Annotated in this window: 14 protein-coding genes; 4 read left to right on the forward strand and 10 right to left on the reverse strand. The window is 75.3% G+C overall.

Annotation, left to right across the window (positions count from 1 at the left end; genetic code table 11):
* Positions 1-1,601: HAMP domain-containing protein (locus LPA42_RS14685; protein WP_228986626.1), on the reverse strand; the 1,601-nt coding region annotated here is incomplete at its 3' end.
* 213 nt (positions 1,602-1,814) lie between these two features.
* Here LPA42_RS14685 and LPA42_RS14690 point away from each other — a divergent pair.
* On the forward strand, positions 1,815-3,896 hold the full coding sequence (locus tag LPA42_RS14690) for a SpoIIE family protein phosphatase (RefSeq protein WP_077935606.1): 2,082 nt from the start codon (positions 1,815-1,817) through the stop codon (positions 3,894-3,896).
* Between the two features lie 153 nt (positions 3,897-4,049).
* On the opposite strand, the gene LPA42_RS14695 is transcribed toward LPA42_RS14690, so the two are convergent.
* Positions 4,050-5,408 (reverse strand): FAD-binding oxidoreductase, encoded by a 1,359-nt coding sequence (locus tag LPA42_RS14695; RefSeq protein ID WP_077935605.1) that lies wholly within the window; start codon positions 5,406-5,408, stop codon positions 4,050-4,052.
* A 110-nt stretch (positions 5,409-5,518) separates the two neighbouring features.
* Here LPA42_RS14695 and LPA42_RS14700 point away from each other — a divergent pair, with 110 nt between their 5' ends.
* A complete protein-coding gene (locus LPA42_RS14700) occupies positions 5,519-7,615 on the forward strand; it encodes a S9 family peptidase (RefSeq protein ID WP_077935604.1) in 2,097 nt (698 codons plus the stop codon).
* A 55-nt stretch (positions 7,616-7,670) separates the two neighbouring features.
* On the opposite strand, the gene LPA42_RS14705 is transcribed toward LPA42_RS14700, so the two are convergent.
* The 5 genes from LPA42_RS14705 to LPA42_RS14725 all read right to left on the reverse strand — a co-directional run bounded on the left by LPA42_RS14705 (position 7,671) and on the right by LPA42_RS14725 (position 12,188).
* Entirely contained in the window at positions 7,671-8,618 is a 948-nt protein-coding gene (locus tag LPA42_RS14705) for a threonine/serine dehydratase (protein ID WP_077935603.1), read from the reverse strand.
* A gap of 43 nt (positions 8,619-8,661) precedes the next feature.
* Positions 8,662-10,197: an FtsX-like permease family protein gene (locus tag LPA42_RS14710; RefSeq protein WP_077935602.1), complete on the reverse strand. Its 1,536-nt coding sequence runs from the start codon at positions 10,195-10,197 to the stop codon at positions 8,662-8,664.
* Positions 10,194-10,997, reverse strand: coding sequence for an ABC transporter ATP-binding protein (locus LPA42_RS14715; protein WP_077935601.1), 804 nt, complete (start codon positions 10,995-10,997; stop codon positions 10,194-10,196). The genes LPA42_RS14710 and LPA42_RS14715 overlap by 4 nt, the downstream gene beginning before the upstream one ends.
* Positions 10,994-11,530 carry a PadR family transcriptional regulator gene (locus LPA42_RS14720; protein ID WP_077935600.1) on the reverse strand — a complete coding sequence of 179 codons (537 nt, stop codon included), beginning with the start codon at positions 11,528-11,530 and terminating at the stop codon, positions 10,994-10,996. Before LPA42_RS14720 ends, LPA42_RS14715 begins: the two co-directional genes overlap by 4 nt.
* Positions 11,531-11,618: 88 nt before the next feature.
* Positions 11,619-12,188: a TIGR03086 family metal-binding protein gene (locus LPA42_RS14725; RefSeq protein WP_077935599.1), complete on the reverse strand. Its 570-nt coding sequence runs from the start codon at positions 12,186-12,188 to the stop codon at positions 11,619-11,621.
* Between the two features lie 32 nt (positions 12,189-12,220).
* Here LPA42_RS14725 and LPA42_RS14730 point away from each other — a divergent pair, with 32 nt between their 5' ends.
* Positions 12,221-13,186 (forward strand): AraC family transcriptional regulator, encoded by a 966-nt coding sequence (locus LPA42_RS14730; RefSeq protein WP_077935598.1) that lies wholly within the window; start codon positions 12,221-12,223, stop codon positions 13,184-13,186.
* Between the two features lie 30 nt (positions 13,187-13,216).
* Here LPA42_RS14730 and LPA42_RS14735 read toward each other — a convergent pair whose 3' ends face one another.
* On the reverse strand, positions 13,217-13,408 hold the full coding sequence (locus LPA42_RS14735) for a DUF397 domain-containing protein (protein ID WP_043961296.1): 192 nt from the start codon (positions 13,406-13,408) through the stop codon (positions 13,217-13,219).
* A complete protein-coding gene (locus LPA42_RS14740) occupies positions 13,399-14,208 on the reverse strand; it encodes a helix-turn-helix transcriptional regulator (RefSeq protein ID WP_077935597.1) in 810 nt (269 codons plus the stop codon). The genes LPA42_RS14735 and LPA42_RS14740 overlap by 10 nt, the downstream gene beginning before the upstream one ends.
* A gap of 223 nt (positions 14,209-14,431) precedes the next feature.
* On the opposite strand from LPA42_RS14740, the gene LPA42_RS14745 reads away from it, so the two are divergent.
* The gene (locus LPA42_RS14745) at positions 14,432-14,740 is read left to right on the forward strand and encodes a hypothetical protein (RefSeq protein WP_096761551.1); all 309 of its coding nucleotides are present in this window, start codon (positions 14,432-14,434) and stop codon (positions 14,738-14,740) included.
* 45 nt (positions 14,741-14,785) lie between these two features.
* Here LPA42_RS14745 and LPA42_RS14750 read toward each other — a convergent pair whose 3' ends face one another.
* Entirely contained in the window at positions 14,786-16,324 is a 1,539-nt protein-coding gene (locus LPA42_RS14750; RefSeq protein WP_077935596.1) for a SpoIIE family protein phosphatase, read from the reverse strand.

Raw genomic sequence — 16,324 nt, forward strand, 5'->3', positions numbered from 1 at the left:
GTCACCTCGTCGGCGAACGAACTGAGCTGGTCCACCATCGTGTTCACCGTCGACTTCAGCTCCAGGATCTCGCCCCGGGCATCCACCGTGATCTTCTGCGACAGGTCACCCTTCGCCACCGCCGTGGTCACCGAGGCGATGTTGCGCACCTGCGACGTCAGGTTCGACGCCATCGAGTTCACGTTGTCGGTCAGGTCCCGCCACGTGCCCAGCACGCCCTTGACCTGGGCCTGGCCGCCCAGCTTGCCCTCTGTGCCCACCTCACGCGCCACCCGCGTCACCTCGTCGGCGAACGAGCTGAGCTGGTCCACCATCGTGTTGACGGTGTTCTTCAGCTCCAGGATCTCGCCCTGCGCGTCCACCGTGATCTTCTGCGACAGGTCGCCCTTCGCGACGGCCGTCGAGACCTGCGAGATGTTGCGGACCTGGCTGGTCAGGTTGCCGGCGAGCTGGTTGACGTTCTCGGTGAGGTCGCGCCAGGTGCCGGAGACCCCGCGCACCTGCGCCTGACCGCCCAGCTTCCCCTCGCTGCCCACCTCCCGCGCCACCCGCGTCACCTCGTCGGCGAACGAACTGAGCTGGTCCACCATCGTGTTGACGGTGTCCTTCAGCTCCAGGATCTCGCCCTGCGCGGCGACGGTGATCTTCTGCGACAGGTCGCCCCTGGCGACGGCCGTCGAGACCTGGGCGATGTTGCGCACCTGCGCCGTCAGGTTCGACGCCATCGAGTTGACGCTGTCGGTGAGGTCCTTCCAGGTGCCGGCGACGTTCGGCACGTCGGCCTGGCCGCCCAGCTTGCCCTCCGTGCCCACCTCTCGCGCCACCCGGGTCACCTGCTCGGCGAAGAGGCGCAGCGTGTCGGTGAGCGAGTTCATCGTGTCGGCCAGCTCGGCGACCTCGCCGCGCGCCCCGACCGTGATCTTCTGCGACAGGTCGCCCCGGGCCACCGCCGTCGCCACCTGGGAGATCGACCGCACCTGGCCGGTCAGGTTCGACGCCATGGTGTTCACCGAGTCGGTGAGGTCCTTCCAGGTGCCGGCCACCCCGCGCACGTCGGCCTGGCCGCCGAGCTTGCCCTCGGTGCCCACCTCCCGGGCCACCCGGGTCACCTCGTTGGAGAACGACGAGAGCTGGTCGACCATCGTGTTGACCGTGCGGCCGATCCGCAGGTACTCGCCGCGCAGGGGGCGGCCGTCGATCTCCAGCGCCATGTGCTGGGAGAGGTCGCCGTCGGCCACCGCCACGATCACCCGGGCGATCTCCGTGGTCGGCCGGCCCAGGCCGTCGATCAGCGAGTTGACGGCCCGCTGGTCCTCCGCCCAGGAGCCCTCCAGCCCCTCCTCCTCCAGGCGCTCGTTGAGCCGGCCGTCCCGACCGACGACCCGGCTGATCCGCAGCAGGTCGCGGTGCTGCCGCTCCTGGAGGGCCACCACCTCGTTGAAGGCGTCCGCCACCTCGCCGGCCGCGCCCGCCCGGGGCCGCAGCCGCACCTTCAGGTCACCCCCGCGCACGCGCCGCAGCGCCTCCGCCAGCTCGCCGAGCAGAGCGGCCTGGTCCGGCGCGGACGGGTCCGCGGCTACCGGGTGTTTCGCCGTGGTCATCGCATTCCTCGCTGAGTTCCGGGGGCCGCCGGCGCCCGTCGAACGCACCGGCCGTTCCCTCATTGTGCCCGGCTGGGCTCCGGGGACGCGCCGCCCGCCGGCCCGCCACGCCCGGCGACACCGCCGTCGACGCCGACGCCGGCCCGCGCGGCGCGGCGGGCCGACCGCCGGATCAGCTTGGCGCGGGGCCCGGCGGCGGTGGAGGATACGAAGGTGTCAGCGGAGGCGGGGCCGGCGGCCTTCGACGGTCCGGACGAGCGCGTCCGGCGGGTCCGGCTGCCCGCCGACCGGCGCACACCTGCCGCCGCCCGCGCCCTGGTCCGGTCCGTGCTCGCCGCCGCGCGCCTCGACGACCTGCTCAACGAGGCCCTGCTGCTCACCACCGAGCTGACCACCAACGCCGTCGAGCATGCCCGCACCGAACTGGACATCGAGGTCGTCGGCGACGACGTCGGCCTCACCGTGACGGTCTCCGACTTCGCCGCCGGATCCGTCGACGAGCTGACCGTCGGCGTACGCAACGACACCTCGGAGATCAACGAGGTGTCCGAGCGGGGCCGGGGGCTGCTGCTGGTGGACCATTTCGCCAGTCGATGGGGCACGACCTACCTGCCCACCGGCAAGGGGGTGTGGTTCCGGCTGGACCGCTCCGGCGCAGCCGACGGGCAGCCGGTCGCCGCCGGCCCCCAGGCCGGTGCCGCCGGGGGCACGCCGACGTCGACCGCCGGAGGGGAGCACGCGGGGCCCAGCGCCGGGGCGATGAGCGAGCTGATGCAGACCGCCCCCGACCAGTACGCCGACGACCCGCTGCCGGACTTCGCCACCGACCTGCTCACCCGGCTCGCCGAGATGGTCGGCGCGGCCGGTGGCCTCGTCCGGCTCGACCGGGGCGACGGGCTGGGCCGGCAGGTGCTGGCCCGCTACGGTCGCACCCCCCGCGCCGGCAACGAGCTGCTGCGGGTGCCGCTGGCGGTGCACCGGCCGTACACCGGGGAGCTGGAGCTGGACGCGGCCCCCTCGACGTACGCGCGGCCGCTCGCGGTGCTGACCGCCGAACGGCTCTCGCTGCACCTGGAGAACGACCGGCTGCGCCGGGCCGACGTACGCCGGCAGGCCTGGCTGACGTTCCTGGCCGAGGCGGGCGAGCTGCTCGCCCAGTCCCTCGACGTCGAGCTGACGATGGTGCTGATCCCGCAGCTCGTCGTGCCCCGCCTCGGCCAGTGGTGCGCGGTGCACACGGCCGACGAGTGGGGGCGGCTGCGACTCGCGGCCGCCACCCACGCCGACGAGTCGGTGCTGCCGCAGCTGCACAAGGTGCTCCGCGAGACGGGGACGGACTCGGTGCAGTCCCGGCTGCGCGAGGCGTCCCGGATCGGGTCGCAGGTGCCGCTGGGCGGGCCGATGGAGGGCTTCGCCGTCCCGCTGGTGGCGCGCGGGCAGCGGCTGGGCACCCTCGCGGTGGGCCGCCACCAGCGGCACCGGCACGACCCCGACGAGGTGGCCGTGCTGGAGGACGTGGCCCGGCGGGCGGCCCTGGCCATCGAGAACGCCCGCATCCACGCCGAGCGGCGGCGGGTGGCGCAGACGCTCCAGCGGTCGCTGCTGCCGCCGGTCCTGCCGGTCGTCGACGGCATCGGCTTCGCCGCCGAGTACGTGCCGACCGGCGACGACGCCGAGGTGGGCGGCGACTTCTACGACGTGCTCCCCCTGCCCGACGGGCGCTGGCTCGTGGTGGTCGGCGACGTGTCCGGCAAGGGGGTCGAGGCGGCGGCCGTCACCGGGCTGGTCCGCGACGTCATCCGGGTGCTGGTCAGCGACGGCAAGCCGCTGCCGGAGGCGCTGGTCCGGCTCAACAACACGCTGGTCGAGCGGGGCGGCGGGCGCTACTGCACGCTGGCGCTGGCGGCCGTCGGGCCGGGCGAGGGCGACCAGCTCGACGTGTCCCTGCACCTGGCCGGCCACGACCGCCCGGTGCTGCTGCGCGCCGGCGACGGGGCCGCGTTCGTCGGGGCCGGGGGCACCGCGCTCGGCCTGCTCGACGCGATCGCCTCCCCGGCCGCCGAGCTGACCCTGGCCCCCGGCGACTCGCTGATCTTCTACACGGACGGCGTGACCGAGCGCCGGCGCGGCCGGGAGCTGTTCGGCACGGAGCGGCTGCGGGAGTCCGCCGCGCCGCTGGCCGGATACTCGGCCGACGTGGTGGCCGCCCGGCTGCGGTCGACGGCGATCGGGTTCTCGGCCGAGACGCCCCGCGACGACATCGCGATCCTCGTGCTGCGCAACGACCGCCGCTGACCCCCGGCCCCGGCGCGGACCTGCGCCGGGCGGGGCCGCGCCACAATGTCGGCGACATGGGGGTGTCCCGGCCCCCGGGATACCCCCATGTCGCCGACATCGCGAGCCGCCCCACGCACGGCGGGGGCGGGGCGGCCCTGCGCGGGGTGGATGTCAGAGGCCGCCGGGGAGGCGGCCCGGGGCGAGCCGCTGGTGCGGGCCCAGGTATTCCTTCGCCGCCCGCAGCCTGGGCAGCGAGGCCAGCTCGCCCCACAGGTCGACGGCCTCCCGCACCGGAGGTGGCGCGGCGACCACCACGCACCGGCCCCGCCGGGCGAGCAGGACGGCGCGCACCCCGGCGACGATGGACGCCACCCGATCGACGGGCAGGGTGCCGGGCAGGGCGGCGTGCAGCACGCCCTGGCCGGCCGAGCCGCGCACCGGCACCGGGCCGCCGGCCGCGTCGCGCAGCGCGTAGGCGGCGGCGTGCAGGTTGCCGACCGGCACCTCGATGCGCAGCGCGGTCTCGCCGGGGCCGAACGGATAGCGCCGCCACCACTGCGGAGCCGAGTGCTCGATCTTGGCCTCGTCGCCGAACAGTCCGCGCAGACCGTCGGCGCGTTCGGCGACGTCGGCGGGGTCGCCCTCCAGCAGCACGGTCAGGCTGCCCGCGCCGGCCGGGGTCACCGTGCGCCGGAACATGGAGGGGTGGCGGGCCCGGGCGAGGGCCTCCGGGGCGTCGGGGTGCAGCGGCGGGCGCGCCCGGTTGGCGCGGGCCGGCAGGTCCAGCTCCACGGCCGCCGCGTCGAGCCGGGCGGCGACCACCTCCCGGACCAGGCCGTCGACCTCCAGCGGGCTCCACACCGGACGGGTGACCCAGGCCTGGCTGGCCGGCACCGGCTGCACCCGCAGGGTGGCGGAGAGGAGCACGCCGAGGCCGCCTTGCGACCCGCACAGCAGCCGGGCCAGCTCCAGGCCGGGCGCGCCGCCGCCGGCACTGATCAGCTCGCCGGCGGCGTCCAGGTAGCGCATGCCGACCAGTTGCTCGCAGGGGCCGCCGTGGCGGTGCCGCAGCGGGCCGGACTCGTCGGCGGCCAGCACCCCGCCGACGGTGGCCCCGGGCGAGGGCGCGTCGAGGGCCAGCCGCAGCCCCGCCCGTTCCAGGGTGGCCTGGGCGGCCCGCAGCGGGGTGCCCGCGCCGATCTCGACCACGCCGCCGTCGGCCGACCGGTGGCAGATGCCGGCCAGCCGCCCGGTGTCGAGCATGATGTCGACGTGCGCGGGGGCGACCCCCCAGTCGATCTTCGTGCCGGCGCCCCGGGGCACCACCGTCAGGTCGTGGGCGGCGGCCAGCCGCAGCACCTCGGCAGCGGCCTGCGGGGCACCGGGCACGGCCACCCACCGGGCCTGTACGCCGGCGACCTCGTCGGCCGCCCCCGCGAACCGTGCGAAGGGCGGGCCGCAGATCTCCGCCAGCCGTCGGGTGATGTCCACTGCACCGGACCGATCGATGGACCCCGCTGCTGTCGCCATGGCCGCAATCGTACATGTGTTCGAACAACCGGTCGCGCCGCCGGGCCGGCACCGGGCGTCGATCTCGCCGGGCGGGTGCCGGGGTCCCGACGGACGGTAACCTGACCGGCGTGACCACCGAGACTCCCGTGCCCGTCGCCAAGCGGGTCCCCAGCGAGCGCACCCACCACGGCGACACCGTCGTCGACGAGTACGCCTGGCTGGCCGCCAAGGACGACCCGGAGACGATCGCCCACCTGACGGCGGAGAACGCGCACACCGAGGCGCGCACCGCGCACCTGGCGGAGCTGCGGGCCACCCTGTTCGAGGAGACGCGCCGGCGCACCCAGGAGACCGACCTGTCGGTGCCGGCCCGCAAGGGCGACCACTGGTACTACACGCGCACGGTCGAGGGCCAGCAGTACGGCGTGCAGTGCCGCCGGGCGGTCCGCGACGGCGAGACCGACCCGCCGGTCAGCGTGGACGGCGCCCCGCTCGACGGCGAGGAGGTGCTGCTCGACGGCAACCTGCTCGCCGAGGGGCACGACTTCTTCTCCCTCGGCGCGTTCGACGTGAGCCCCGACGGGCGCTGGCTGGCCTACTCGACGGACTTCAGCGGCGACGAGCGGTTCACGCTGCGGGTCAAGGACCTGACCACCGGCGAGGTGCTGGCCGACGAGGTGCCGGGCACGTTCTACGGCACGGCCTGGTCCGCCGACGCCTCGGTGCTGTTCTACGTCACCGTCGACGACGCCTGGCGGCCCCACCGGGTGTGGCGGCACCGGATCGGCACCCCGTCCACCGAGGACGTGGTGGTCCACCAGGAGGACGACGAGCGGTTCTGGGTCGGCGTCGAGCTGACCCGGTCGGAGAAGTTCGTCCTGATCGACATCCACAGCAAGATCACCAGTGAGGTGCTGGTCATCCCCGCCGGCAACCCCACCGGCGAGCCGGCGTCCGTCGCGCCCCGGCGGCAGGGCGTGGAATACAGCGTCGAGCACCACGGGCACCGCTTCCTGATCCTGCACAACGACGACGCCGAGGACTTCGCGCTCGCGTACACCTCGGCGGACGCGCCCGGCGACTGGGTTCCGCTGATCCCGCACACCCCCGGCACCCGGCTGGAGTCGGTCGACGCGTTCGCCGACCACCTGGTCGTGTCGCTGCGCACCAACGGGCTGACCGGGCTGCGGGTGCTGCCGGTCGGCGGCGGCGACGGTCACGACATCGACTTCCCCGAGCCGCTCTACAGCGTCGGGCTGGACAGCAACCCGGAATACCGCACGCGGCAGGTCCGGTTGCGCTACGCCTCGCTGGTCGCCCCCGAGTCGGTGTACGACTACGACCTGGTCACCCGGGAGCTGACCCTGCGCCGCCGCAAGCCGGTCCTGCCCGGCCCGGACGGGCGCGAGTACGACCCGGCCGACTACGAGCAGCACCGGGACTGGGCGCTCGCCGACGACGGCACGCGCGTGCCGATCTCGCTGGTCTGCCGGGCCGGCACCCCCCGCGACGGCTCGGCCGGCTGCGTCATCTACGGCTACGGCTCGTACGAGGCGAGCATGGACCCGTGGTTCTCCGTCGCCCGGCTCTCCCTGCTGGACCGGGGCGTGGTCTTCGCCGTCGCGCACGTGCGGGGCGGCGGCGAGCTGGGCCGGCGCTGGTACGACCAGGGCAAGATGCTGGCCAAGAAGAACACGTTCACCGACTTCGTGGCCTGCGCCCGGCACCTGGTCAAGTCGGGCTGGACGTCGGCCGACCGGCTGGTGGCCCGGGGCGCGTCGGCCGGCGGCCTGCTGATGGGCGCGGTGGCCAACCTCGCGCCGGACGCGTTCGCGGGCGTCGTCGCGCAGGTGCCCTTCGTGGACCCGCTCACCTCGATCCTCGACCCGTCGCTGCCGCTGACCGTCACCGAGTGGGAGGAGTGGGGCAACCCCCTCGACGACCCCGAGGTCTACGCGTACATGAAGTCGTACGCGCCGTACGAGAACGTGGCGGCGGTGGACTACCCGGCGATCCTCGCGGTGACCAGCCTCAACGACACCCGGGTGCTCTACCACGAGCCGGCCAAGTGGATCGCCCGGCTGCGGGCGGTCGCCCCGCAGGGCGACTACCTGCTCAAGACGGAGATGGGCGCGGGGCACGGCGGCCCCAGCGGCCGGTACGACTCGTGGCGCGAGGAGGCGTTCGTCAACGCCTGGATCCTCGACCGCCTGGGCGTCGCGTAAGGAAGGGCCCCCTGTTAACGCATACGGTCGAGAAGGGCACCCTTCTCACCACTGGTCACGCGGTGGTGAGAAGGGCGGCCAGCACCTGCGGGTCGGCGTTGCCGCCGGTCACCACCGCGGCCGTACGCCCCGGCGGCAACTCGCCCGCGCGGAACAGCCGGGCGGCCGTGGCCACCGCGCCGCTGGGCTCGACGACCAGTCGGGCCTCGCGGATCAGGCGACCGGCGGCGGCCCGGATCTCCTCCTCGGTCACCGTGACGATGCCGTCGAGGCGGTCCCGCAGGTGGGCCAGCGTCAGCTCCGACAGGTTGGTGCGCAGCCCGTCCGCGCAGGTGCGGTAGGTCAGCTCCACGTCCCAGGTGACCACCCGCCCGGCGGCGAGCGAGTCCCGCGCGTCGGCGGCGAGCAGCGGTTCGACGCCGTACACGGCGGTCGACGGGCGCAGCGCCTTGACCGCCGTGGCGACCCCGGAGGCGAGGCCGCCGCCGCCGACGGGCACCAGCACCACGTCGACGTCGGGCAGGTCGGCGACGATCTCGGCCCCGACGGTGCCCTGGCCGGCGATGATCCGCCGGTCGTCGAACGGCGGCACCAGGGTCGCCCCCGTCTCGGCGACGATCCGCTGGGCCTCCGCCAGCCGCCGGGCCGGCGGGACGAGCAGCACCTCCGCCCCGAACGCCCGCATCCGGGCGACCTTCACCTCCGGCGCGCCCTCGGGCACCACCACCGTGCACGGCGCGCCGGCGGCCCGCGCCGCGTACGCGAGGGCCTGGCCGTGGTTGCCGGACGAGTGGGTGACCACCCCCCGGGCCCGCGCGTCGGGGTCGAGCCGGGCGACCGCGTGGGTGGCCCCGCGCAGCTTGAACGACCCGACCGGCTGCAGGCTCTCCGGCTTCAGCCACAGCCCGTCGTCCCACGGCGCGGCCAGCAGCGGCGTGCGCAGGACGGTCGGCGCGATGTCGGCGGCGGCGGCCCGGATGTCGTCGAGCGTCACAAGGTCCACGGGGGCCATCCTGCCGCTCTGCGTCGGGCCGCCGCCACTTTGTTCAGGTCGCCCGCAGCTCCTCGACGGTGGTGCTGGCCCGCAGGAAGAGCAGCCCGACCGCGACCGTGAGGGCCACCGCGGCGACCGCGCCGGCCCCGACCAGGGCCAGCTGCTCCAGGGGTACGCCGGGCATGGCGAACCGCTCGGGGGCCTCGATGAGGCGCAGGTACGGGCCCCGGGCAGCCGGGTCGGCGCAGATCGCGGCCGCTGCCTCGCAGACGTAGCCGCTGCCTCCGGTGCGTACCGGACCCGAGAGGAACCGGCCGAGCAGCAGCCCCACCGTCAGGGCGAGCAGCACCGCCGGCACCGCCGGGGCGAGCGCCTGCCAGGCGACCGAGCGGCCCAGCACGCCCCGGGGGACGCCCTGGGCGACCAGCGCCGCGTACGCCCGGCGGCGGGCCACGATCCCCTCCACCAGCGCGACCAGCAGCCCACCGGCGGCGATCGTGACGGCCGCCGCCACAGCGAGGTCCACCAGCCCGATCGTGTCCAGGTAGAACGTGTCCCCCGCCGAGGTCACGTCGCCGAATGTCCGCGCCTCGGCCAGCTCGGCGGCGTACCGGGCCTGGAAGTGGGCCCGGAAGGCCGCCGCACCCCCGCCGAACAGCACGGCGGCCAGCAGCGCGGCGAAGGTGCGGCTGCCGGCCCACGGGTCGGCAATGAGCCGGCGGGCGGCCAGCAACGCGGCCGGCCCCTGGGCGAGGCGGTGCAGCAGCCGGCCGGCGGCGTACGAGAACCAGCCCGCCGCGAGCACCGTCCCGACCAGGGCGGCGAGCCCTCCGGTGGCGACCAGGATCGGCAGGTACGGCAGCAGCGCCTGCACCTCGTGGCGCTCCAGCCAGTGCAGCAGCGGAAAGTAGCCGGCGAACGACCCCACGCCGGCCGGGACGAGCAGCGCGAACCAGGGACGGGGCGGGCGGTCCCGCCGGGCGCGGCGCACCACGCCGAACGGCGTGGTGACGACCCGGCGCAGCAGCAGCGCGGTGGCCACCGCCGCGACGGCGGGCAGCCCGAGCACCGTCGCCGCCAGCGCGACGGGCGACGGCAGCACGTCCGTGGGCAACGCGAGCCGGCCGTCCGCGCCGGGCCGGTCGAGCAGCTCGTGGGCGACCAGGAAGACGACCAGGCCACCGACGGTGCCGAGCAGGCTGGCCACCCCGGTCTCCAGCGCCGCGAGCCGGGTCACCTGGCCCGGGGTCGCGCCGGCCAGCCGGAAGGCGGCCAACCGGCGGTCGCGGGCCGGCGCGCCGAGGCGGGCGCACTGCCCGGCCAGCGCCAGCACCGGCAGGGCGAGCAGCAGCAACGCGAAGGCCGTGCCGCCGCGCAGGCCCGGCTCGCGCAGCAGCGCCGTGGCGTACTGGAGGGACCAGCGGACCTCGTTGTCGCCGGTGGCCGGCGGCGTCGGGATGGCCAGCACGGTCAGCGCGGCCAGCCCGGCGAGGGCGGCCAGGGCGGCGCTGAGCGCGGTCAGCACCACCCGGACGGCGTCGGTGCGGGTGCCGGCGAGGGCGAGGCGGCCCAGGATGCCGGGCCTCACCGCGCCCCACCCGCCGGCCGTTCGCCCGCCGGTGCCCCGCCCGCCGGTGCCGCGTTCGCCAGTGCTTCGCCCGCCGGTGCCCCGGTGGCGCGCAGCCCCAGGCCGGACCCGGCCGCCGCCGGCAGGTCCAGCCCCAGGCCGGCCCCGTCGACCGCGCCGTCGCGGAGGACCACCTCCCGGTCGGCGTACCCGGCGATGCGCGGCTCGTGGGTGACCAGCACGACCGACGTACGCTGCTCCCGGGCCAGCCGGACGAGCTGGGTGAGCACCTGCTCGCCGGCCAGTGTGTCGAGCGCGCCGGTCGGCTCGTCGGCGAAGATCACCCGGGGTTCGGTGACCAGCGTCCGCGCCAGCGCGCAGCGCTGCTGCTGCCCGCCGGACAGCTCGCCCGGCCGGGCGTCGGCCAGGTCCGCCACGCCCAGCCGGGCCAGCCAGGCCGTCGCCACCGTCCGCCCTGCTCGCCGCCCCGTGCCGGCGAGCAGGAGCGGGAGGGCGACGTTCTCCGCCACGGTCAGCTCGGGCACGAGCTGGCCGAACTGGAACAGCACCCCGAACTCGGTGCGCCGCAGCTTCGACCGGGCCGCCTCGGACCAGGTGTCGATCCGCTCGCCCCGCCAGAAGACCTGACCGGCGTCCGGGCGCAGGATGCCGGCCAGGCAGTGCAGCAGGGTGGACTTGCCGCAGCCGCTCGGGCCGGTCACCGCGACGATCTCCCCCTCGGCGACGTCGAGGGTGATCCCGCGCAGCGCGGGTGTCGGCCCGTACGCCTTCACCACGCCGCGAGCCTGAAGTTCCGTCACGAGTGCACCTCCCGGTGCCAGTCGGCGACCCGCTCCAGGGTGGTGTGCAGCCACCTCAGGTCGGCGTCGAGGTGGGCGATGGCGTAGTCGGCCGCGACGACGTCGTCGAGGCTGGCCGAGGGGTCCGTCTTGACTGCGGTCAGCTCGCGCAGCCGGTCGGTGTGCGCCCGGCGCTGCGCGACGAGGTACGACCGGACGTGGCCGGTGTCGGCGACCAGCAGTGCCACCACCACCTTGGCGAAGAGCGTGCTGGCCACGTACGGCATGGGCGGCTCGACCTCGGCGAGCCAGGCGGCCAGGGCGTCGCGCCCGGCGTGGGTGAGCGCGTAGGCGGTGCGGTCCGGGCCGGCGTCGCGGTCCTGGCCGGCGGGGGCGACGAGCCCGTCCCGCTCAAGCCGGCCGAGCGTGGCGTAGACCTGCCCGAACGCCAGCGGACGCGCCCGGGGCAGCCGCCGATCGTGGGCGCGTTTCAGCTCGTAGCCGTGCTTGTCGCCCTCGGCCAGCAGGCCGAGCAGCACGTGCGGAGTGGACACACGACCAACTATTCACTGAGCGAATAGCAGAGTCAAGCCAGCCCCCGGGCGCGCCCGCGCACCCCCGGGCAAGCGGATGGGGTCAGCGTCAGCTGGGGGACCAGTTGGGGTTTCGGCCCATTCGGGCGACGGCGCGCTCCAGGTCGGTGGCGTTCGGCGGGGCGGTGACCGGGGCACCGAAGGCACCCTGCTGCTGGCCCATCTCGCCCATCCGGTCCATGAACCCGTTCAGCGTGGCGATCACGGCCGGCGCGGCGTCGTACGGCTGGCCAGTGGCCCGCGCCAGGTCCCACGCGTGCACGGTCAGGTCGATCAGCGCCATGTCGCCGACGGTCTCCTGCGGCAGGCCCATCCCGGGCGACACGCCCTCCAGCGCGGCCGGGTCGGCCCACGCCGCCACCAGCCGCTCCGTCTCGGCGGCGAACCGGTCCCGCCAGCCGTCGGCGAGCAGATCGGTCTTGTCCGCCCAGTCCGCCGGCTGCCGGGCGGCCAGCGCCTGGAAGTTGACCACCACCTGGAAGAGATGCCCGAGCAGGTCCCGCACGGTGTAGTCCGCGCACGGGGTCGGCAGGTCGAACTGGTCGTCGGAGATAGCCCGGACCACCGCCACGGCACGCGGCGCGGCATCCGCCAGCAGGTCACTAGTCTTCGTGGTCATAGGGGCAGCGTAGGCAGCCCGGGAGGACAAGCTTGAAGAAATGCGACACCGGCCCGCGCGCCGACAACCGGGGCATCCTCGACCCGGCGCGGCTGCGGCGCGAGGTCCGCTTCCGTCGCCTGCCGCCGGCCCCGGCCCTGCTCCCGTACGTCGAGCACTACTGGCTGGTCGACTGGGACCTCGACGCGCCGTTCGAGCAGCGCGTGCTCCCGCACCCGGCGGTCAACCTGGTCTTCCGCCGCGAGCCGGCGGGCAGGGTGGTTGCCGAGTCCGCCGAGGTGGCCGGCGTCGGGCGGGACCTGTTCCGGATCATTCTCGCCGGCACCGGCCGGGTCAGCGGCGTGCAGTTCCGCCCCGGCGGGTTCCGCCCGTTCTGGCCGCGCCCGGTCGCCGAGCTGACCGGCGAGCGCCGCCCGCTGCCCGCCGGGCTCGTCGCGGGCCGGCACCCCTGCGACGGTACGGACGACGAGCGCGCCGCCACCCTCGACGCCCTCCTGCTCGCCTGGCACCCCCGCCCCGCCGCGCTGACGGCGACCCCGTCGACGGCTGACGCCCCGGCGACCGGCCTGCCGGTGGCCGGCCCGCCGACGACCGGCTCACCAGCGACCGGCCCGCCAGCGACCGGCCCGCCAGCGGTCGAGCCGCTCTCGGCGGAGGCGATGGCGCTGGCCGGGGAGATCCGCGCCGACCGCAGCGTGCTGCGGGTCGACGACCTGGCCCGCCGGCACGGCACCACCACCCGACGCCTGCAACGGCTGTTCCTCGACCACGTCGGCGTCAGCCCGAAGTGGGTGATCCGGCGCTATCGCATCCAGGAGGCGATCGAGCACGCCGCCGGCGGCGGGCCGGTGGACTGGGCGGCCGTCGCCGCCGACCTCGGGTACGCCGACCAGGCCCACCTGATCCGCGAGTTCGCCACCGCGACGGGCCTCACCCCGGCCGCGTACGCCCGGTCGCTCAACCGACCGGCGGGAGCCTCGCTCAGCCGGCCGGGGTGAAGCGGATCAGCCAGCGGGGGGTGCAGCGGGTCAGTCGGCCGGGGCGAGCCGGGTGAGGAAGGCCCCCCACGCCGCCGGGGCGAACGCCAGCACCGGGCCGGTGCGGTCCTTCGAGTCGCGCACGACCACCACGCCGGGCAGGTTGCCCGCCACCTCGACGCAGTTGCCGCCCGTGCTGTTGCTGCGGCTGCTGGTGCGCCACCGCGCAGCGCTCAGGTCCATGGTCCCGCCTCCGTGATCTCCGCGATCAGCTCGATCGACCGCTGGTGGGGCAGCGCCTCGCCCCGGATCGACTCCCACACGTCGATCGCCCGACGCACGTCGGCCGGGCGATCGACGACGTGCCCGCCGAGCTGAGTCTCCACATAGACCATATCCTCGCCGACCGGCGGCGTGGCGATGACGAACGAGCCGTCCAGCCCGGCATACGCCCCCACCGCGAACGGCACCACGTGCAGCCGCACCCGGGGCGTCCCCTCGCCGACCTTGACCAGGTGGCGCAACTGCTCCCGCTGCACCTCCGGGCCGCCGACCGGCCGGCGCAGCGCCGACTCGTCGATCACCAGGGTCAGCGTGGGCGGCCGGTCCCGGGTCAGGATCTCCTGCCGGTCGAGCCGGATGCCGACCTGCCGCTCGACCTCCTCCGCCGAGAGCAGCCTGGGTCCGGAGAGCACCGCGCGGGCGTACCCCTCGGTCTGGAGCAGGCCCGGGACGTAGAGCGGCTCGTAGCCGCGCAGCGCGGTCGCCTCCTGCTCGATCCCCGCCCACTCGCGGAAGTAGGGCACCACGGTCTCCCGGCTGATCCGGCGCTGGATGCGGACGAACCGGCCGCCCCCGCCGAGCACCGCGTCGCACCGCCTGGCCAGGTCGGCGCTGGGCCGGCGGTCACCGGTCTCGATCTTGGCGATCAGCGCCGCCGAATAGCTCACCGCCTCGGCCAACGCCGCCTGGGAGAGCCCGGCCGTCGACCTGGCGAGGCGCAACTCCTCGGCGAAGTGGTCGAGCATCGACGATCGCTCCACGGACAGCCTCCGTACACCCATGGGACCTGCGGGATCGCGGCCCGGACGCCCGGACGGTCCGGGCCGCGACCATTCACACAGTAACCGCAGCATCAGCAGAATGTGACCCCAGCGGGTCCGTTCGGGTGTCTTCCCCCGAGATTCCCCGGCCCGGGCGGGACCGCGCGGGGGCGTGCCGGGCACGGCGGCACGCCCCCGCACCAGTCGAGAAGGGACAGCCATAGTGGACGAACGACCCCGGGACCCGGCCCGCGAACACGCGACGCAGGCTCGCGAACGCCCGCCGGCCCGGGAGCATCTGCCGGCCCGGCCGATCTGGCTCTGCCGGGTCTGCGGCGGGCCGTGGCCCTGCTCGCCGGCCCGCCGCCGGCTCCTGCACGAGTACGCCGACGCGCCCGTCACGCTCGCCGTCCACCTCGCCGGGCTGATGCTGGAGGCGGGCGAGCAGCTCAACCAGGCATACCCGTACACCGCGCCGTCGCCCGAGACGCTGCACCGCCGCTTCCTCGGCTGGCTGCGCGACGGGTGTTAGGAAGGGGCCCCTGTACAACAGAAAGCGTTAACAAGGTGCCCTTCCTTACATACGGCGGACCGCCACCACCGCCACGTCGTCCTGGATCTCCGTGGGGGCCAGCTCGACCACCAGCCGCTGGCAGAAGCCGTCCAGGTCGTCGTCCACCGCCTCGGCGCAGCGGGCCAGGGCGGCCAGCCCCTCGTCGATGGTGGCGTCCCGCCGCTCGATCAGCCCGTCGGTGTAGAGCACCAGCGTCGACCCGGCCGGCAGCACGAACTCCAGGTCGGCGGGGCGGTCCACGCGCACGCCGAGCAGCGGCGCGGAGTGCTGGACGTACTCCACCTTGCCGGCGCGGCTGATCAGCGCCGGCAGGTGACCGGCGCTGGCCAGCCGGACGTGGCCGGTGCCGGGATGCAGCAGCAGCACGCAGATGGTGGCCAGCTCGCCGGGGAGCAGCGTGCGCATCAGCTCGTCGACCCGGGTCAGGATCACGCCGGGCGGGTGCCCCTCGACCGCGTACGCCCGCACCGCGTGCCGCAGCTCAGCCATCACCGTCGCCGCGTGCAGCGAGTGGCCGGCCACGTCGCCGATGGCCACCAGCAGCTCGTCGCCGAGCATCACCAGCTCGTAGAAGTCCCCGCCGACCTCGGTCTGCGCGCTGGCCGGCTCGTAGCGGACGGCGAGGTCCAGCCCGGCCACCTCGGGCAGCCGGCGCGGCAGCAGGCTGCGTTGCAGGGTCACCGCGATCCGGTGCTCCTCGTCGAGGGTCCGCTGCGCCTCCACGGCCGCCGCGAGGGCCTGGGCGAGCTGGCGCACCACCGGGGCGTCCGGGAGCAGGGCCCGGGGCGGCACCGCCACGTAGATGGGGGACCGGTCGGCGCGCAGCCGGGCGATCGCGACGACCAGCTCCGGTTCGCCGCCCCAGTCGTGCACCGCCCACTCGGCCGGGTCCACCTGCTCCCGCAGGATCGCCCCGATCGGCACGTCCTCGGTCGGCATGGGCCAGGGGCGCACCTCGGGCTCCGCGCCGGGGCCGGCGGTGGCGGCGGCGAGCGTGGTGCCGTCCATCGTCTCGGCGAGCACGACGACGGGGGTGGCGAGCATCTCCGCCGCGCCTTTCGCCGCGGCGACCATCAGCCGGGGAAAGCTCGGCGCGGAGTTGACCGCGAGGGTCGTCTCGGCGAGCCGGCTCAGCCGGTCGGCGAGCAGCTCGGCGCGCTGCCGGGCCCGGTAGTAGCGCAGCACCGCGTGGGTGGTGGCGACCAGCTCGTCCGGCTCGATGGGCTCGGCCAGGTAGGCGTCCGCGCCCCGGGTCAGGCCCTGCGCCCGGTCGTTGACGTCGACGGCGTGCGCCGACACGTGGATCACCGGCATCGCCGGATGGGCCTTCTTGATCCGTTCGCAGACCTCGAACCCGGTCAGGTCGGGCAACCGGACGTCGAGCACCACCAGGTCGATCGGGTCCACCCCGACCCGCGCCAGGGCCTCGCCGCCGCTCTCCGCCTCCAGCGTCGCGAAGCCGGCCCGGCTCAGCCAGCTCACCAGCAGGTAGCGCTTGGTGCGGCTGTCGTCGACGACCAGCACGGTCCCCTGACCGTCCAC

Source organism: Micromonospora sp. DH13, assembly GCF_020873825.1.
Taxonomy (GTDB): domain Bacteria; phylum Actinomycetota; class Actinomycetes; order Mycobacteriales; family Micromonosporaceae; genus Micromonospora; species Micromonospora haikouensis.